Source organism: Microcoleus sp. F10-B2 (assembly GCF_036704965.1).
Classification (GTDB): domain Bacteria; phylum Cyanobacteriota; class Cyanobacteriia; order Cyanobacteriales; family Microcoleaceae; genus Microcoleus.
Map to the genome: position 1 here is coordinate 20384 of NZ_JAUBTB010000002.1, position 18455 is coordinate 38838.

Annotated in this window: 16 protein-coding genes and 1 tRNA gene; 8 read left to right on the plus strand and 9 right to left on the minus strand. The window is 46.3% G+C overall.

The genetic code is table 11. The features are described from left to right. The first annotated feature begins 2 nt into the window (after window positions 1-2). Entirely contained in the window at window positions 3-611 is a 609-nt protein-coding gene (locus QUA99_RS00990) for an adenylate/guanylate cyclase domain-containing protein (RefSeq protein WP_333234561.1), read from the plus strand. Window positions 612-814: 203 nt separating this feature from the next. Further along, window positions 815-1750 carry a fused MFS/spermidine synthase gene (locus QUA99_RS00995; RefSeq protein WP_333234562.1) on the plus strand — a complete coding sequence of 312 codons (936 nt, stop codon included), beginning with the start codon at window positions 815-817 and terminating at the stop codon, window positions 1748-1750. A 211-nt stretch (window positions 1751-1961) separates the two neighbouring features. On the opposite strand, the gene ccmS is transcribed toward QUA99_RS00995, so the two are convergent. The 5 genes from ccmS to QUA99_RS01020 all read right to left on the minus strand — a co-directional run bounded on the left by ccmS (window position 1962) and on the right by QUA99_RS01020 (window position 9323). After that, window positions 1962-2393 (minus strand): beta-carboxysome assembly chaperone CcmS, encoded by a 432-nt coding sequence (gene ccmS / locus QUA99_RS01000; protein WP_333234563.1) that lies wholly within the window; start codon window positions 2391-2393, stop codon window positions 1962-1964. A 269-nt stretch (window positions 2394-2662) separates the two neighbouring features. Beyond that, complete coding sequence (locus QUA99_RS01005) at window positions 2663-4444, minus strand: ABC transporter ATP-binding protein (RefSeq protein ID WP_333234564.1); 1782 nt, start codon at window positions 4442-4444, stop codon at window positions 2663-2665. A 162-nt stretch (window positions 4445-4606) separates the two neighbouring features. Further along, window positions 4607-6223 (minus strand): RtcB family protein, encoded by a 1617-nt coding sequence (locus QUA99_RS01010; protein WP_333234565.1) that lies wholly within the window; start codon window positions 6221-6223, stop codon window positions 4607-4609. 357 nt (window positions 6224-6580) lie between these two features. Next, window positions 6581-8416, minus strand: coding sequence for an APC family permease (locus QUA99_RS01015; protein ID WP_333234566.1), 1836 nt, complete (start codon window positions 8414-8416; stop codon window positions 6581-6583). A 67-nt stretch (window positions 8417-8483) separates the two neighbouring features. After that, complete coding sequence (locus QUA99_RS01020; RefSeq protein WP_333234567.1) at window positions 8484-9323, minus strand: prephenate/arogenate dehydrogenase; 840 nt, start codon at window positions 9321-9323, stop codon at window positions 8484-8486. 38 nt (window positions 9324-9361) lie between these two features. Here QUA99_RS01020 and QUA99_RS01025 point away from each other — a divergent pair, with 38 nt between their 5' ends. The 6 genes from QUA99_RS01025 (at window position 9362) to QUA99_RS01050 (ending at window position 16200) form a co-directional block, all read left to right on the plus strand. After that, entirely contained in the window at window positions 9362-10924 is a 1563-nt protein-coding gene (locus tag QUA99_RS01025; protein WP_333234568.1) for a pentapeptide repeat-containing protein, read from the plus strand. Between the two features lie 96 nt (window positions 10925-11020). After that, window positions 11021-12583, plus strand: coding sequence for a pentapeptide repeat-containing protein (locus QUA99_RS01030; protein WP_333234569.1), 1563 nt, complete (start codon window positions 11021-11023; stop codon window positions 12581-12583). Between the two features lie 80 nt (window positions 12584-12663). After that, window positions 12664-14193 carry a pentapeptide repeat-containing protein gene (locus tag QUA99_RS01035; RefSeq protein WP_333234570.1) on the plus strand — a complete coding sequence of 510 codons (1530 nt, stop codon included), beginning with the start codon at window positions 12664-12666 and terminating at the stop codon, window positions 14191-14193. Between the two features lie 22 nt (window positions 14194-14215). Then, the gene (locus QUA99_RS01040; RefSeq protein WP_333234571.1) at window positions 14216-15724 is read left to right on the plus strand and encodes a helicase C-terminal domain-containing protein; all 1509 of its coding nucleotides are present in this window, start codon (window positions 14216-14218) and stop codon (window positions 15722-15724) included. 65 nt (window positions 15725-15789) lie between these two features. After that, window positions 15790-16002, plus strand: a complete 213-nt coding sequence (locus QUA99_RS01045; RefSeq protein WP_333234572.1) for a DUF2839 domain-containing protein — start codon at window positions 15790-15792, stop codon at window positions 16000-16002. 126 nt (window positions 16003-16128) lie between these two features. After that, window positions 16129-16200, plus strand: a tRNA-Val gene (locus tag QUA99_RS01050). A 91-nt stretch (window positions 16201-16291) separates the two neighbouring features. Here QUA99_RS01050 and QUA99_RS01055 read toward each other — a convergent pair. From QUA99_RS01055 to QUA99_RS01070, 4 genes are all read right to left on the minus strand, one after another. Further along, the gene (locus tag QUA99_RS01055; protein ID WP_333234573.1) at window positions 16292-16498 is read right to left on the minus strand and encodes a type II toxin-antitoxin system HicB family antitoxin; all 207 of its coding nucleotides are present in this window, start codon (window positions 16496-16498) and stop codon (window positions 16292-16294) included. Continuing rightward, window positions 16498-16695, minus strand: a complete 198-nt coding sequence (locus tag QUA99_RS01060; RefSeq protein WP_265237275.1) for a type II toxin-antitoxin system HicA family toxin — start codon at window positions 16693-16695, stop codon at window positions 16498-16500. The genes QUA99_RS01055 and QUA99_RS01060 overlap by 1 nt, the downstream gene beginning before the upstream one ends. A 215-nt stretch (window positions 16696-16910) precedes the next feature. Next, window positions 16911-18236, minus strand: coding sequence for a phthiocerol/phthiodiolone dimycocerosyl transferase family protein (locus tag QUA99_RS01065; RefSeq protein ID WP_333234574.1), 1326 nt, complete (start codon window positions 18234-18236; stop codon window positions 16911-16913). Next, a complete protein-coding gene (locus QUA99_RS01070; RefSeq protein ID WP_333234575.1) occupies window positions 18233-18397 on the minus strand; it encodes a hypothetical protein in 165 nt (54 codons plus the stop codon). Before QUA99_RS01070 ends, QUA99_RS01065 begins: the two co-directional genes overlap by 4 nt. Window positions 18398-18455: the final 58 nt, after the last annotated feature.

Genomic DNA, 18455 nt, shown 5'->3' on the forward strand with positions numbered 1-18455 from the left:
AAATGAAAACAAATAACCGCGCCTACTTGGAAAAGTTGCTGCAAGAAAGAAACGAACATCCCGAAAGAATGGCTGAAATTGATGAAAAAATTAATGCCACTTTCCGCAAAAATTACGCAATTTTAGTAATGGATATGTCGGGATTTTCGCGCACGACAGTCCGCTACGGAATTATTCATTTTTTGGCAATGATTCACCGGATGCACGGCATTGTCAAACCGATAATGTCAGAATACGGTGGCACTGTAGTTAAGGAGGAAGCAGACAATATTTTTGCAGTTTTTTCTGATGTAAAATCGGCGGTGGAAGCTGCGATCGACTCTGTGAAACACACGGCGGCTGTCAACACGACACTGCCGCCGGAAATGGATATTCACCTCTGCATTGGTATCGGCTGTGGCGATGTTTTGATGCTGGAAGGAGAGGATATGTACGGTTCCGAATTTAATCTGGCATCCAAGCTGGGAGAGGATTTGGCGGAACGGGGAGAGATTTTGCTCACCTCGGCAGCCTTTGAAAATTTGGAAGGTGACAAACAAGATTGGGAAAGAGTGGATTTTTCGATTTCGGGTTTGGAGTTGGTGGCATATAAACAGATACTGTCTGCTTAATTTCTCTCTGGGTTTTGAATAATAAAGAAAATAAAATTGACTGCAAACCCGGTTTCTGAGTAATTCCTGAATAAAATAGTCTTGGACGCATCAAACCAAAGAAACCGGGTTTTTTTCTGAATCTGCGGGCTAAGACGAAGGATTTTGGTAAAAAACCCGGTTTCTGACCGCCCGTGCGTCCAATACTCTAAAATTTAAAATTAATGATTGACGATCGCAAAAATTGGCAACTTATGAATTTAGCTGCCATTCGACAGCGGCTGGCTTGGCTGCAGCAACAGCCAGACAAAGTTATTTTTTGCAAAGAGTCTGGTGTTCACTATGTTGCAGTCACAAAAGAGCGATCGCACATTAAGCTATCTTTAGTAGAAAAAGTAAATCAGCAAACAGATTTACTGCAATCTGTATTCGATTTCAACAATCCTTTATATCTAGTGTCTGAATATACTCAGGCGATGATGTTGGGTTTAGTGTGGCAAAACCAACCTCAAAGAATCTATATAGCTGGTTTTGGCGGCGGCAGAATTCCCTTAATTTTGCACCACTATTTGCCGGAAACTGTTATAGAATGTGCGGATGTCGATCCGATCGCGATCGAAGCAGCTACACAGTGTTTTGGGGTGCAGTTGGACGATCGGCTGAGTGTGACAATTCAAGACGGCAGAGAGTATCTGGAACAGCAAAAACCGGATATGCAGTACGATATCATCATGACCGACGTATTTTTTGGCAACGGCTACTTTCCGCACAGGCTGGCCACCAAAGAATTTTATCAACTCTGCGAAAAACGCTTGTCAAGGGAGGGAGTTGTGCTAGTAAATCTGCTGCAAAGAGATGAGTTTTATGCGGAAAAAATCAAGACTTTTCAAAGCGTGTTTTCTCAGGTGTGCGTGTGTCCGTGGAAAAATATTAACAGCGTTTTGATTGGTACTAACAGCGCTATTTTAGAGAAGAATGAGATTGTTGCTAGGGCAAAATATTTGCAAGATGGCTATCAATTTTCATTTCCATTAACAGAAAGAGCGCGGGAAGTAAAATTAGGTACAGAATTGGCGGAAGCTGTAGCTAATTTAGAGCGATCTCAAATTTTGCATGACGATGCGCCGCCCCCTGGTTATTTTGATTGCTGGTTATTCTGATATTTATATTTATAATAATATCAAATCCGGTAGCATCAGAATTAATATTACCCAGAGCCAGGAAACAACAGTGCGGTTTCCCTAGCCCAAAATCATCAATCTTCCTCAATCAGAGATGCAACCATCGCCGGATTAATTGTAGGTAAACGGCACTGCCGTCTCCTGACTGTAAGTAATCTCAATTATCATGCCACCGGATTTGATATAAGTCCTATTTCATACATTCAACCATCTGCTGTTCCAGCTTAGCCAACAACGTATCAACATCTGTTGCCGCTTCCTCAAAACAAACAGGAGGTTCAGGCTTAGGTTCAAAAAGAATCAACTTAATTTGACCTTCCCCGATCGCCAAAATCGCCACTTCCTTCTCAGGCTTGTGAGCGTTCAACACACCTACAACTTCCTGAATATGACTTCTCACTTGACGGTTCAACTCTTCAACCGCCTCTTTCTTACAATACACAAAACGCGCAGTTTCTGCAATATCAATTGCTAAAACCTCCTCGCTTTCCTCTCCCCTTTCCAGAAATAGCCCCCAAGCCAAAGCAGCCAATTCATGTTGATTAGCTTTCACGAATTTATCTAACTTGCGGCTCCAGCTATTTTCGTTGGGTTTGGACTCAGGGCTATCAAATAGAAACATTTTCTCTTCTTGTTTGTATAAACTAATATTTTACAGTCAGTTGGCAGTTGGCAGTTGTGATTAGTTAGAATTCAAATTACCAACTATATCATGTCTGGTTGATTCGCTATCGGATAATTTTCGATCTCGTTGGGGCGGGTTTTACCAACAATTTACGTGTCAAACTAATTATCTCATAAACCCGCCCTGCCCATATACTTATAATACTACCAGACATGATATTACCAATTCCCAATTCCCAATTCCCAATTCCCAAAACCGCTGCGTTTCTATCTTATACCAGATTGCACGCGCCAGAGCGCCGCATAAATTCCGTCCTGTTCGATCAGTTGTTCGTGCTGCCCCGATTCTACCACTAGCCCTTCTTCCATGACACAAATGCAATCGGCATTGCGGACAGTAGAAAGACGGTGGGCGATCGCAATTGTAGTGCGATTCTTGGTAATTCGTTCGAGCGATCGCTGAATTGCCGCCTCAGTCTCGTTATCCACCGCTGAAGTAGCTTCGTCAAGAATCAAAATCGGCGGATTCTTCAAAACAGCCCGTGCAATTGCAATTCGCTGCCGCTGACCCCCCGACAATTTTTGACCGCGTTCCCCTACAATAGTGTTGTAACCGTCCGGCAATTGGGCGATAAACTCGTGAGCCTCCGCAATTTTCGCAGCATTTACTATCTCTCGATTGCTGGCCTCAAAACTGCCGTAAGCAATATTTTCGGCCACCGTACCGTGAAACAAAAACACATCTTGACTCACCAATCCGATCGCTCTGCGCAAATCTTTTAAATTCAGGTTATTTAATTCTATACCATCGAGATAAATATTGCCGTGCTGTACCTCGTACAGCCTCAAGATGAGTTTCACCAGCGTACTCTTTCCCGAACCAGTAGCCCCAACAATCGCAGTAGTTTTTCCGGCAGGTAGAGTCAGGGAAAAATACTGCAAAATCGGCTTTCTTTGATTGTAAGAAAAGGTAACATTTTTAAATTCCAACTCACCCTTAATCGAACTAACAGGCCGCCGAATATCACCCGTGTGAATTGCGATCGGAGTATCCAACAAATTCATCACCCGATTAGTAGAAGCCATGGCGCGCTGGTATTGATCCAGAGTATTTCCCAGGCGAGTCAGCGGCCACAACAACCGCTGGGTCAAAAACACCAAAACGCTGTAAGTTCCCACAGACAATCGGCCCGCCACCACCTCCAAACCGCCCAGAAATAGTGTTGCAATAAACCCCAAGAAAATCACAACCCGAATCAGCGGAATAAAAGCTGCCGAAAGTACGATCGCCCGTCGGTTACTTTGCCGGTAAGCTTGGCTTTGTGTTTCGATGCGCTGAATTTCATAATCTTCGGAAGTAAAACTTTTAATAGTAGTAATTCCCATCAAATTATTCGACAGTTGCCCGTTCAGAAAACTCACCTTTTCCCGCACGTCAGCATAGAGAGGAGCGAGGCGGTTTTGAAAGGCGATCGAGCCCCAAATAATAAAAGGTATCGGCAGCATTGACAGCCCAGCAACAAGAGGAGATGCAGCAAAAAAAGCCGCGCCAATCACAACAACTGTTGTCATTACCTGAATTATCTCATTAGCGCCGTCGTCCAAAAAACGTTCGAGTTGATTGATATCATCATTCAGAATAGAAATCAAACCGCCCGTGCTGCGTTCTTCAAAATAAGCTAATTCTAATTCCTGCAAATGGCTGTAAGCTTCCAGACGCAAATCGTGTTCGATATCCTGAGCCAAATTGCGCCACAAATAATCATAGGCATATTCAAAAACAGATTCCAAAGTCCAAATAATCGCGCTCAAAAGAGTGATAATTGCCAGTTGCCAAAAGACATCTTTTATGCCCCACTGAGCGAGGATAGAATCTTGCTGTTTCACCACCACATCAACGGCAATACCGATTAATGCTGGCGGCGCTAAATCAAAGAATTTATTCAGCAGCGAACAGGTACTTGCCAGCCAAGCTTTCAGGCGGTAGCGGCGCCCGTACTTCAGCAGCCGCTTGAGGGGATGGACAGGTTTTGATGGATTTGGTGACAATTGAGGATTGGGGGTAATTGGGCAATTTTTAGATTTTGCACTTATTCTCACAGCTTTAGAAACGGGCAAGATACCCGTTCCACAACTAAGAAATTGTCTTTTAGAATCGGCTTTCAGTCTGGTTTAGACACCAGTTCTTGAAAACCGAGAAATAGCCCCAGGCTACGCTTTAAATGTTAACACTGGCTTCAGTTTAGCGACTACACCAACTATTTGCGCGTCAACCTGAACGTCAATTACTGGTTGAATTGGCTTGTAAGCGGCCGGTGCTTCTTCGATTCTGCGTTCTTCGCGCAAGGTAATGCAATCTACGCCGGTTAATCCCAAAGTGGAGTCAGTTTTGTCAACACCTTTGCGACTCATATCGAAGCGCGATCGCGCCCTTCCTGCACCGTGAGAAGCCGATCGCAAAAATCGATCGTTGCCTTTTCCAACCAACAAATAAGAGGGCGCGCCCATCGAACCCGGTACAATTACAGGCTGGCCCAAATGTGCGGGACAAGCGCCTTTGCGCGTTACCCAGCCACCACCTTCAGCTAAAGTAATATTGTGAGGCAAATCGTATACTAAGGGAGCTTCCACATCGCCGAAAACTTGCCGCAAACGCCAGCGCAGAAGTTCTGCTAGCAGCAAACGGTTGATAAAACCGTAGTTAGCGGCTGTTGCTTCCGCTTGCAGGTAGCTGCTCACAAGTTCGGGATTTGCCTCGACAGACAGCGGAAAAAGCCTGGATTCAGGGTATTTCAGAGTTTTCGGCCAGGCGTCGCAAGCTCGATCGCGCCACATTCCGCCGATGTATTTGCCGACATTCCGCGAACCTGAGTGAATCATGAAAGCGATTTGTCCCGATCGAACTCCCCAAGTATAAGCCGTAGCTCGATCGATAACTTCCTCAACCACTTGAATTTCGACAAAGTGATTGCCGCCGCCGATAGTACCTAAGCCGCCATCCCTGACTAAGCCGTCCTTTGGGACTAATTCTTCGGGAGCCCATTTGATATCGCCATTCATGGAACCGCCGAGGAAAATGCGATTGCACTCTGTCGCCAACTGCTCGAAATCCGAATTAGCCGCGCTGCCGGTTGGCTTGTCCCGCAAAGCATCCAGCCATCCGGGAATCCCGTGTTGGAACATCGCGCGAGCAGTTTTTGCAGTCATGCTGACATCGCGAGTACCGAAGAAATAATCACCTTTGAGCAATTCTACAAATCGATCGCGCTGACTGAGGAATTGTTCGATCGACAAATCCGCAACGTGCAACCGCATCCCGCAGTTGATATCGGAACCGGTAGCCGCCGGAATCACCATTCCTGCTGTTTCTACAATAGAGCCGATCGCCACCCCCGAATCCCCCGGATGGAAATCTGGAGTAGCGCAAGCGCGACAAACGCAACCACCTTGAGGGTGACGAACATTCGCCAAACTTGCTAACTGTTTGAGGGCCTTTGCTTCCACAGGAAAATTCTCTGGGAGCAAAACTTCTGCTGTTGTGGCAATGGCATCTTGCCAGCGTTCATTCAAAGAACTATTGAGTTCTGTTGTGGCACTGGCATCTTGCCAGCGTTCATTCAAAGAACTATTGAGTTCTGTTGTGGCACTGGCATCTTGCCAGCGTTCATTTAAAGAACTATTGAGTTCTGTTGTGGCACTGGCATCTTGCCAGTGTTCATTCAAAAAACTATTGAGAGAAATAGAGTAGACTTTGTTGTTGTAACTAACATCAAGACCTTGCCGAGACAAAGCTCGCAAAAGCCTGTTCAATTTTTTTGGCTGCTGCATAAATAGTCTGTTGCGGGTTGCTATGCAACCCCCAAGAGTTGAAGAGATTTTTTAGGGAACAAAAGACTTGGGTTCAGCAGCCGCAATCTTTTCAGAGACAAGTTGAAGGCAACTTTTCTACTTATATCGATCCTGGCACATTATTTTTTATCTGTCAACTTCCAGCGAGTATCAGAAACCCGGTTTCTGCTTAGATCCTTGGCAAACACACATAATTTTTGTCAGAAACCCGGTTTCTTTTCCCAGCGAGTATCAGAAACCGGGTTTCTGCTTAGATCCTTGGCAAACACACATAATTTTTGTCAGAAACCCGGTTTCTTTTCCCAGCATCTCCTAAATAATTCCAGTTTTCATAGTTTACAGATAATATCTAACCGTTGTTACCACCCGACTTTTTTTAGCCCGCAAAGCCGCTTTCAAAAAGAAAGCAGTTTGATTGTGCAGCAGTCCCTCCCACCAATTTCGCGTCACAAAAGCCGGAATGATCAGTGTTAAATATACTCCCGGTCGCTGCTCTTCAAACAAAGCCAAAAAGTGTGTCAAAGCCGAACCAACAGAACGGTAAGGCGAGTCCAGAATTTCCAAAGGAATATCAGACTGCAAATCTTTCCAAGCTAATTGTAATTTTTCTCTATCGGTCAAACCAATATCCACGTGAACTGCCACAACTTCATCAGCAATTAAACGAGCGTAATCGAGGGCCTCGAAAGTTCCTCGGTGCAACTGCCCGACTAACACCACTGCCGGATGTGTCACCGTCTTAACTCTAGGTCTGCGAAGATAAGACCTCGGTTCTATTCCCTGAATGCTCAAGCGAGCCGCTACATACCGATAGTGTCGGTGAATAGCTAAAAATAGACTGACTGCGATCGGAATAGTTACTACGACAACCCAAGCTCCCAAAAGGAATTTTGTAGCGAGAATTACACCCAAAACTCCCGTTGTTGCCACTGCACCAATACCGTTCATCACAGCACTAACTTGCCAACCTTTACCTCGTTCCTTAAACCAGTGAATTACCATTCCCGATTGGGAGAGAGTAAAAGAAGTGAAAACTCCAACCGCATACAGGGGAAGCACCGCGCTCGTATTGCCTCGAAAGATGATAATTAAAAGAGCAGCGCAGAAGCTTAGCAGATTAATCCCATTAGAATAAACCAGGCGATCGCCCAACAGCGACAATTGCCTCGGCAAAAACCCGTCCCGCGCCAAAAAATAACAAAGTCGCGGAAAATCAGCATAACTCGTATTCGCCGCCAACAGCAAAATTAACAGAGTTGCTGCCTGCAAATAGTAATAAAATATACCGACACCAAAAATCTGTTTTCCCAATACAGAAAGGAGCGTTTCATGTTCTGTAGGAATCACCTGATAAATATGAGCCAAGTAACTAATCCCCAAGAACATCGCTCCCAGAATTCCCCCCATATAGCTCAAAGTCAGGCGCGCATTCTTCCATTCAGGAGGCTTAAAAGCCAACACCCCGTCTGATATGGCTTCAACTCCAGTCAGCGCTGTACAGCCCGCCGCAAAAGCCCGCGCCAGCAGAAATAATCCCAAAGGTTCCTTAGCTGGAATATTTTGTAATGTCGGCATAACATTACCTGTTGCCTGTTGGAATAAACCGCAGCCAATCAAAACAAAAATGCCAACGAGAAACGCATAGGTGGGAACCATAAATATATTACCTGATTCCCGCAATCCCCTGAGATTGGCAAACATGATTAGGACAATAAAAACTAAGCACAGTTCAACTGTGTAGGGGTGCAGCGAGGGAACTGCTGAAGTCAAGGCCGCCACCCCAGCCGAAATACTGACTGTTACAGTTAAAATGTAATCAATCATCAGCGAAGCTGCCGCGATCAAACCGGGATAAATACCTAAGTTTTCTCGCGCCACAATGTAAGCGCCACCGCCGTTGGGGTACGCTTTAATTGTCTGTCGGTAAGACAGCGCCACGATCGCCAACAGTAAAATAATAATTGCAGAAATAGGCAGCGATAAACTCAAACTGCTACTCCCCGCTAGTAATAGCACCAGCAGAGTTTCTTGAGTAGCGTAGGCAACAGACGAAAGTGCATCGGAAGCCAGAACAGCTAGTCCTGTAGCGTTGCTCAGCCGTTCATGAATAGATGCGCTGGTGGGGAGAGATTCACCCAGTAAAAATCGCTTGAGTCGAGAATAAGTGTACATTAAAACTCAATATACAGGCATCCACAAATCATAATCGAGACGGGGACTGTTTTAAGTAATTTTTGGCTCACAACTTGTAATTCTGTCTCGTTTGTTGAGTCAGCTTCAGCTTGTGTTCCAGAGCTTGCCAATTTTCGGCTGCGATATCGCTGATGAACTCGTCGAGACTGTCGCGGTAAATAGAGAGCGATCGCAACAATTCCTCTCGATTGTACTTTGCCACCATCACTCCCAGCTCGGGATTGCCGCCGCCAACCCGGCTCGTATCCCGAAAACCAGAACTCGCCAAATGTTGGGCTAAATTAACAATATGCCGATCGCCCTCTCGATCGCAGGCAGCAACCAGCGTCGCGCTTGCCATTAGCGGCAAATGAGAAATCCAAGCCACAGCTCGATCGTGTTCTTCCGGCTCACATCGGTAAACTTTAGCACCCAGCAACCGCGCAATTTCCTCAACCCGATCCACCGCCAGCGCCGGCGTCTGGGCAGTCGGCGTCACCACGTAAGGCCGGCCCACAAATAAATCCGGCATCGCCGCCTCGATTCCGCTTTCAGCAGTCCCCGCCATCGGGTGTCCCCCTACAAAGTTCGGCCACAGAGAAGACACAGCCTGCACTATAGGTGTTTTTACGGAACCTACATCCGTTACAATAGTATCCCGGGAAAGATAGGGCACCAACTCTCGGACGATCGGCTCGATCGACAAGAGCGGCGTGCAAATAAAAACCACATCGGCTGCTGCCATTAGAGACAGGTGTATGCTGGCTTCATTGACAACACCGCGAGCTTGCGCCCGAGAGCAAGTCTGCTGCCGACTCGAAACCCCAAAAACATTAAACCCGCGCAATCGCAAATCCAGGCCGATCGAGCCGCCAATTAAACCCAGTCCTACAATACCGATATTCATAGCAATAAAATGGGGATATTTGATACGGTGCCGCCCCCATGACAGTCGAGGAACTCCTGAAACAATATGCCGCCGGAGAAAGAAACTTTGCCGGAATCAACCTGACTGAGGCCAACCTCAGCGGCGTCAACTTGAGCGGAGCCAACCTCAAGGGTGCGAATCTGAGTGTAGCAAACCTCAGCGGAGCCAACCTCAGCAAAACCAACCTCACAGGTGCCAAACTCAACATCGCCAGACTCAGCGGCGCCCATCTAGGCGGCGCCGACCTCACCGACGCCGACCTCAACGTCGCCTACCTAGTCCGAGTTGACCTCAAAAAAGCCATACTCGTAGGAGCCAAACTGATCAGAGCCGAGTTAATTCGAGCCGAGCTCAGCGGCGCTAACCTCAGCGGAGCCAACCTCAGCGGAGCCACCCTCACCGAAGCCACCCTCCGAGGAGCCAACCTCAGCGGTGCCAACCTTCGAGGCGCTCACCTCAGTGGCGCGTCCTTGACAGAAGCCAACCTCGAACAAGCCAACCTGCAAGGTGCCGACCTCAGCCGAGCCGACCTCAGCGGCGCAGACCTGCGAGGCACAGAACTGCGACAAGCCAACCTCACTCAAGCCGTACTCAGCGGAGCCGACCTCAGCGGCGTCAATTTGCGCTGGGCCATCCTCAGCGGCTGCAACCTGCGGTGGGCCGACCTCAGCGAAGCCAAATTGAGCGGGGCCGACCTCAGCCGAGCCGACCTTTGCCACGCCAACTTGCTCAATGCCAGTTTAGTTCACGCCGACCTGTCAAATGCCTATCTCATCCGCGCCGACTGGATTGGAGCCGACTTAACCGGAGCCACCTTAACCGGAGCCAAACTCCACGCAGTTTCGCGGCTCGGCATCAAAACCGAAGGCATGACCTGCAAGTGGGTCGATTTGAGCCCCAACGGCGACCACAGCCAAATTTACTGGTTGAACTCTGGAGGAACCCACGACTTTTTTCACGAAACCTTGCCCACTGTTCGGATTGTGATTGACTCGCCCTTAGACCAAGGCGCTCATTTTGCCCTAGCTGCAACTTATTACCAAATTGCCCAACAATACCCGAGTTTAAGCCAGCCGCCCACGATCGAAGTCAGCTCCAGGCGCACCGTACTCGCCTTTAAAATGGACAGCGACGATAAATTATTTGCGACCGCTTACGTTGCGATCATTCCTTTTAATGACGCCGCCACAACTCAAAAAAACCTGATTGCTTTGATGAAAATGATTCAATCTCACGATGCAGGCAAACTTAACGTCAAAGAATCCAAACACGTCCAGTTATGCAGCAAAGCTCTCAACCAAGCTATTAGCAAGGTAGACCAAATCAAAATTTCCAGCTCTTTTCCAAAAATCGGCGAAAGCATCAATTTTTTTCAAATTCCTACACAGATGATCTTAATTAATTCCCGCGACCAAAGACTCAGCGTATATCACCACCCAGCCTTCGGCAAGCGCCTGATTAAAAAATACGATCCGAACAACTCAAGCCCAGGCAAGTTAGCCGAAAGCACAAAATTGGGTCAAGCTAATATCACTAGCATTTTGGATTTTATAAAAGGCTTCCACAATATAGATGTCTAAGCATATTGCATCTAGTTACAAAAAATGCTTATTCTATTTTAAAGGTTGGCATAACAAAGCTTTGTTCTAGCTAACACATCAGGGAAAGTCAAAAGCATGGACGCCGAAGAACTCATCGCCAAATATACAGCAGGAGAAAGAGACTTTACTGCCATCCTCCTTTGCGAGGCAAATCTCAGCAGGATCGATCTCAGCGGGGCTAATTTCAGCGAGGCAATCTTGAGCCTCACCAACATGAGCGGCAGCAATTTGTCAAACGCCAACATGAGAAAAGCCAAACTCAATGTTGCCAGACTCAGCGGTACCAATCTCCACAAAGCCAACCTCAGCGGCGCTATCCTCAACGTAGCTAACTTGATTCGAGCCGACCTCCGCGAAGCCCAACTCGTCGAAGCTACAATGATCAGATCCGAACTGATTCGAGCCAACCTCAGCGGTGCAAATTTGAGCGGTGCCAACCTCAGCGAAGCAGATTTGAGAGAAGCAACCCTCAGAGAAGCCAATCTAGAGCAAGCTGACCTCAGCGGGGCTCACCTGAGAGGCGCTTGTCTGACAGTGGCCAACTTGGAACGGGCCAACTTGCACAGAGCCGACCTCAGCAGGGCAGACTTGCGAGGAGTCAACCTCTGCAATGCCGAACTCAGACAAGCTAATCTTTCTCAGGCAAACCTCAGCGGGGCAGACTTGCGAGGCGCTAATCTCCGGTGGGCTGACCTCAGCGGGGCGAACCTGACGGGCGCTGACCTCGACGAAGCGAGATTGAGCGGGGCAAACTTGTACGGGGCAAATTTGAACAATGTCAACCTGTTGAACGCTACTCTGGTACACGCGGATTTGACTCAAGCGAATTTGATTCATGCTGATTGGGTGGGCGCAGATTTGACGGGGGCGGCCCTGACGGGGGCAAAAATTTACGCGGTGTCCAGGTTCGATCTCAAAGCAGATGACATTACCTGCGATTGGGTTGACCTCAGTCCTAACGGCGATCGCAGCCATATTCAGCGCTTTACCCCAGAAGAATCTCAAAGGTTTTTCAACGCTACACCGCCGACAGTTCAAATTATTGTCGATCGACCCCTAGATCCCGACGCTAACTTTATCCTCGCAGCTACCTACCGCCAAATTGCCCGTCAATACTCGGGTTTGAGCCATCCTCCCAGCATAGAAGTTAATTCGCGACGCACAATCATCTCATTTAGAATAGACCAGGACGACCAACTCTTTCTCACAGCTTTCGTGGCCATTATTCCCTTTAGCGACGCGGCATTTACTCAGAAAAATCTCATTACTCTGATCAAGATGATTCAACCCCAAAGCGGTAATAGCCTGGGCGTCAGAGTCTCTAATCTGGTAGTGCAATTGAACGTGACCCTGACCAAAACAATTAGAAAAATAGGGGAAATGAAAATTCAGCCGGTTCGCCTCGATCGCGAATCGGTATCGAGTTTTTTTCAATCGCCTACCCAAACTGTACTGGCTAATTCCAGCGGCGACAGTTTGATGGTTCATTATCACCCAGACTTTGGCAGAAACTTGACAAATTTGCCAGGAGTCACCAAAACCTCGATCGGTCCTGCAATTAAAGCCCAAAGATTCACAACCCCGCCGCTAAATACGGTGGTTGAGTTTGTCAAAAGCTTTTATCAGATCGGCGAGTAAATACTATAAATTAATTTGAGATAATTTCTATTCATGCCATATAAAAATTAGCCGATTGCCCTTTCAGTCAGGTAAAAGAAATGGAAGCTGAAGAACTTCTCAAAAGATTTGCACTCGTCAAAAGATACACAGAAGGCGACAGAGATTTCACAGGAATCAACTTGAATGAAGCTAATCTCAGCCGCATTAACCTCAGCGAATCAATTTTAACGCGGGCTAGCTTATTTGTCACTAACATCAGCGGCGCTAACTTGAGCGAAGCTAACTTGAGCGAAGCTAACCTGAATGTGGCTAGACTCAGCAGCACCAATCTCTCGCGGGCAATCTTAAACGGGGCTACTCTCAACGTAGCAAACTTAGTGAGAGCAGATTTAAGTGCAGCTCAATTAATCGGAGCATCTCTAATTAGAAGCGAATTAGTCCGCTGCAAACTCAGCAAAACTAACTTCAGCGGCGCAAACCTAACTGAAGCAGATTTAAGAGAGGTAAAACTGACGCAAGCTAATCTGTGCGGTGCAAATCTTTCCGGTGCAAATCTCAGAGGTGCTTCGGCTGTTTCAGCTAACTTTCAAGAAGCTAACTTGCACGGGACGGATCTGACTAAAGCAGAGCTCAATGGGGTCAATTTTAGCAATGCAGATTTGAGACAAGCTTCTTTGCAACAAGTGAATCTCAGCAGTGCCAATTTGAGCGGAGCTAACCTCAAATGGGCGAATTTGACAGGAGCTAACCTCAACGGTGCCGATTTGAGCGATGCGAAATTGAGCGGAGCCAACCTCAACGGAGCAGATTTAAGTAATACTAATTTAGCCAATGCTAGTTTGGTTCACGCTGATTTGACAGAAACTAATTTTATTGATGCAGATTGGGTGGGCGCTGATTTGAGGGGGGCAACTTTAACAGGAGCAAAACTCTATTTGGTTCCCAGGTTTGGCATCATTGCAGATGATATTACTTGCCAGTGGGTTGACCTCAGCCCCACCGGCGATCGCACTCAGATTAAACAATTCAATTCGCCCTCAGAAGCGAGAAAATTTTTAAATCACACGCCGGGGTTAGTACGAATTGTGGTTGACGCACTTTTAGACTACTCAGCAAACAGCACTTTAGCAACAGCTTACAGCGAAATAGCTCAGCATTACCCAGCAATGAGCTGTCCTCCCAATATTGAAGTGGGCTACCGCCGGACAACTCTCACTTTTAGATTTGATAGCGATGAACATTTATTGCCAGCAGCTTTTTTAGCGATTCTTCCTTTTAAGGATGCTGTACAAACTCAAAAAAATATTATGGCTCTCGGCAAAACTATCGAAAGTCAAAATTTGGATAAAAAACGAATGGTGCAATTGACTCAAGCCTTGAGTGCAGCTAGAAATAAGTTACATGAATTGAGAAATTTGATCTCAAATAAATTAATTATTAGTCAGGAAACAAATTTTTTTGAGTCACCTACCCAAACTATTTTAATTAGTTCAGGGGAAAAGAGTTTGACCGTGCAGTGTCACCAGGATTTTGGTCGGCGAGGTGGAAATAATCATGAGAGTAAATTCCTGTTGCCCGCAGGTGAAAAATTAGTTGATTTTCTGGCAAGTTTTGATTATCTTGATTGATAAATCTCAAGTGTAAAACCGATTGATTGAGGTAGAAGTCCACAACTCATTGCTCCGCTTCCTGCGATCGAACTCCGAGCCGCACTGGCCACACCATTTAACGATGGCGCGGCTCGTGGCGCGGGCTTTGCGCTTGGGGCGCAGCGCTCTAATTCAAACAGGGCTTCCCGCTGGAGCTTACCGACAGCGGTATCGAGTCAGCTATTTGATGCCGATTTTGATGTGGCCGGAGCCTGTGATTTTAGTGGCGCCGACACCGCTGATTGAGCATTTGAGAGCAGTGGAAATTCCGCGTTTGCAAGAGTGGCTGGAAACAGAGGGGTCGATCGAGACTTATTCGGATAATGCCACTGGACGAGGATTGATGCTAGCAGATCCAGAGTCTTGGCTGGCGGCTCGCTTGGCGGGGAATTCGGAACTACACAGGAATATTCCGACAATTATTGACGGTGTGGATGACTTGGAAGTTTGGACGCGCCAGCAATTGACGGCGTGTTTGCAACCTGCTGACTGGAATGATTTAATGCAATCTCAGCCTTTGGAAGCCGATGCAATCCTCCAAGGGCGGGTAATGCTAACGCGGGCTTTCTTTCGGCATCCGGCGAAACCAGAGGAGTGCTATTTGCTGGAAACGGCAGAGCAAAATATTTTGGAGGGGCTGTTTGAAAGGATCGAACGGAATTCGCTGATTCCGGCTGCTTGGAGCAATTTTTGGCAGCGGTGGGAAGCAAACGGAACACTGCGGTGGGCGGAAATTCATCGGGAGGCTGGGTCATTTTCTCTGTTCTGCGCGCCGGTGCAGGTGGCTGAGGTTTTGAGCAAAATTTGGGATTGTCAGTCTGTGGTGTTGATTGGGGGGGCGGTGGATGTGGAACCGAAGGCTCCGATCTTCCGGCAAATGCTGGGACTGCCAGAATTGACGAGCGTTAAGTTTTCGCCCGATCGACAAAGCGAATTAATTCAACTGTACATTCCCAACTGGCTGCCGCTGCCGAATACGCCGGAATTTCAGGGTGTTTTAATTGAAGAAATTCGGACTTTGCTGTTGATGAGCGCGTCGGTGGCGGGTTTAACGGTGCTGATTGTTGGTGATGTACCGCTGAAGGCAAGGCTGGCGGCGATTTTAGCTGCTGAGTTCGGTTCTCGCGTGCAGGTAGAAAAAACAGATGTGGGCGAGAATGCGATTTTGGTGACTGGGTGGGAGTTTTGGCGGGAACATCAGGGGGAATTGAGGGCGCCTCACTTGCTGGCGATCGCAACTTTGCCGCTACCTTCTTTGGAGAATCCTTTGGTGACGGCGCGTGTGGCTTATTATAAGGAACGGCGCAAGGATTGGTTTCGGTTGTATTTGCTGCCGGCGGCGCTGAATGAGTTGCAGCGGGCGATCGCGCCGGTGCGAGAACGTCAAGGGGTGGTGGCGATTTTCGACAGCAGGGTGATTCACCGCAGTTACGGACAGCAGGTTTTAGCGGCTTTGAGTCCTTTTGCGAGGATTGATTATTTGGATACGACTTGGCTGACGCAGGCTTGAGTTGACCTGTTAGCCTATAATTTGGTTAGGTATCGAGTTGAAATCTAATTTAGCAGACAAAGATTATGGGTGAAGCTAAGCGTCGCAAAGAGTCGATCGGCGACGAATACGGTAAAGAAGAACGCATCGTTCCCTGGCTGCCAATCACGAAAACCCAAAGCGAAGATTTTGTGAAGTGGACAAGCCGCGGAAGCTGGATCGGGATTAGCCTTTTGGTGGCTTGGTGGGTGGTAGTGCGGTTTGTCGGCCCTGCGGCGGGTTGGTGGGTGGTTAACTGATGCCAGACTCGACAAATGCCTGTATTCTTGGCATTGTGTCGAGTTTAACTGGGAAACAAGCTGCTGAATTTTTAGGAAAAATTTTAGTTGCGAATTTTGACTTGGTATGGTATGTTAATTATCTGCGGGCAATTAGCACAGTGGTAGCGCACTTCCTTCACACGGAAGGGGTCACAGGTTCAAATCCTGTATTGCCCATCGAATGTATTTTCTGATTCGTCTTATTTCTTAGTCCCCCTCTGTTGGGACGAAATTTTGTGTAGCTGCGGTTTCAACCGCCCTCAGCTTCTTAAGCTTCAACATATTCGCAAATAGAGACAGGTTCGGGAATAGGAAAAGCATCCTCTTGTAGTCCTTCAATATGAAATGCGATCGCCTCTTTAATTAAATGCCTCACATCTTCTAAACTTTCAGCCACAGCTACACATCCAGGTAAATCGGGAACATAAGCACCGTAGCTAGTTTTACCCTTCTCAATTACAACAGCATAACGCATTAATCTTCCTCCTCTTCTAGTTGAGCTTGCCGCCAAACACTTTTAAGCGTACCAATTGGCATATCAACGCCTAAATTACCTGACACCGTGACAGTCCCAGCCTTTTCAGGGTGTTTGAATTGACGATGACTGCCCTTTGTTCTAGCTAAATACCAACCATCATCTTCTAACATTTTAATAACTTCTCTAACTTTCATTTTTCATCTATAAAACTCATCAACTCCCGCACTTCTATCCCCATAATATGCTCTAACTTCAGCAACCTCTCCATTGTAACCTGCGCCGCTGATAAAAAACCTCATCCTGCTTTGGGTTCCCGAGTCCCGACGATCGTAATCTCTCCCAAATTGGGTCAACTGGAGATCGCAGTTCGGGATCGGTTAGCATGGGTGACTTCTTTCATCTTTTGCCATTATTGGACAGCCCTTATAACCTTTTCTTGGCAAACCTCAATCAGACAATTGATGACATCAGTAGCAAGCAACTCTATAGTCTCTTGACTAAGTGAAGGCTTAGATGCTATGAAATTAAAAAGCATTTTATCTTTAAAAGTTGCAACTGCAACTGTAAAATTTTTGCCAAAAATAGCATCAGACGCAACAAAACTGATTTCTTCTATTTCCAAATCCCCATAAACTTCTGAAATATCAACTATGCCAATATTAGTAACCCCACTTGTTATGAGAAATTCATCAGGATTCTTAATATAATATTCAATAATTTTTCGGAATATCATTAAAGGTTTAAAAAAATCTTGTGTGTTTAAGCCTAATTCAATATATTTAGTAATATCTCTTGATAAATCCCAAAACGACATCTGAGGTTTTAGGTGATGGAATGAAGTTAAAAAGGAAGCTAAAAAACTCATGTGTTTATTTTTAATCGGAGGTTCTATACGCCTACGCAAATCCACATAAGAACGACATGAAACCTTAATGCTTCTTGGCTTTTCCCAGCTAATTTTATTAGCTACTGTAAGTAGCATTGCTGCACATAACGCCCCATGTACTGTGGTATTTTCTTGCCGACAAAGTTCAATTAGTTTTTTGGTTAACTCTTTTTCTAAAAATCTATGAGTCATGCCACAAGTACGATACTCAAGGGTAACGGTCTCTTCAGACTCTAATTGTTCTGGTTTATGTAAAAGCATTTGTAATTTCATTTTCAGCAAAAACCATGTGCCATTGCTGATCCCTTTCTTTCCTTTCATCCATTTAGGTAATAATTCCTCTAAGGGTGGAATAGCAGATCCGCAATCTATATCAATGGCCTCTCCCGATGCAATAATTTGGTAACACTTCAAGATTTCTGATTGTAGACTTATAGAAGATAATCCGTCTGATATGGCATGATGTACAGTTGTGATTAAATAGCTGGTGTTGATTTCGGATTGCTTGTAAAGAAGAATGCACCTTAGCAGAATCTGACTGCTATCCATAGTTTTGTTCAATTCTTCTCTCACAACATCTTCCCAGTTGTCATTTATGCCCTGTGAAACTACAGATAAAGGAATTTTTCCTGTTCCGTGATTTGTAAATGCGAGATGCTCCAGCGTTCCCACGATCCGAGAACTCAGTAGAGGATGAATGCTTTGAACTGCATCTAGCGCCTGCCTCAAAATCTCTTCCTTAATTTCACCTTTGATCCGGCTGATTGTTACTATATTAAATGAGCCATGTTGGCGGTTCAATAGCTCCATCGCTTGTTCTGTGACCGAAAGCGCTCTGTTGTTATTCATAAATTTAATAGGTCTTTTAGGACTCTGAACTCAATGATTAATGATGAAGACGCCAACTGCTCAGTAAACTCAATTAACTCATCCACCTGTTCCTCAGTAAACCACCTTTCCACAGCATCCTCCACAAACAGATCCCACGCTTCCTCATACAACTCCACCACTTCCAATCGCCGATTCTTCTAAAATACATTCTGCACAGCCCGTAACAACCGAATCTGA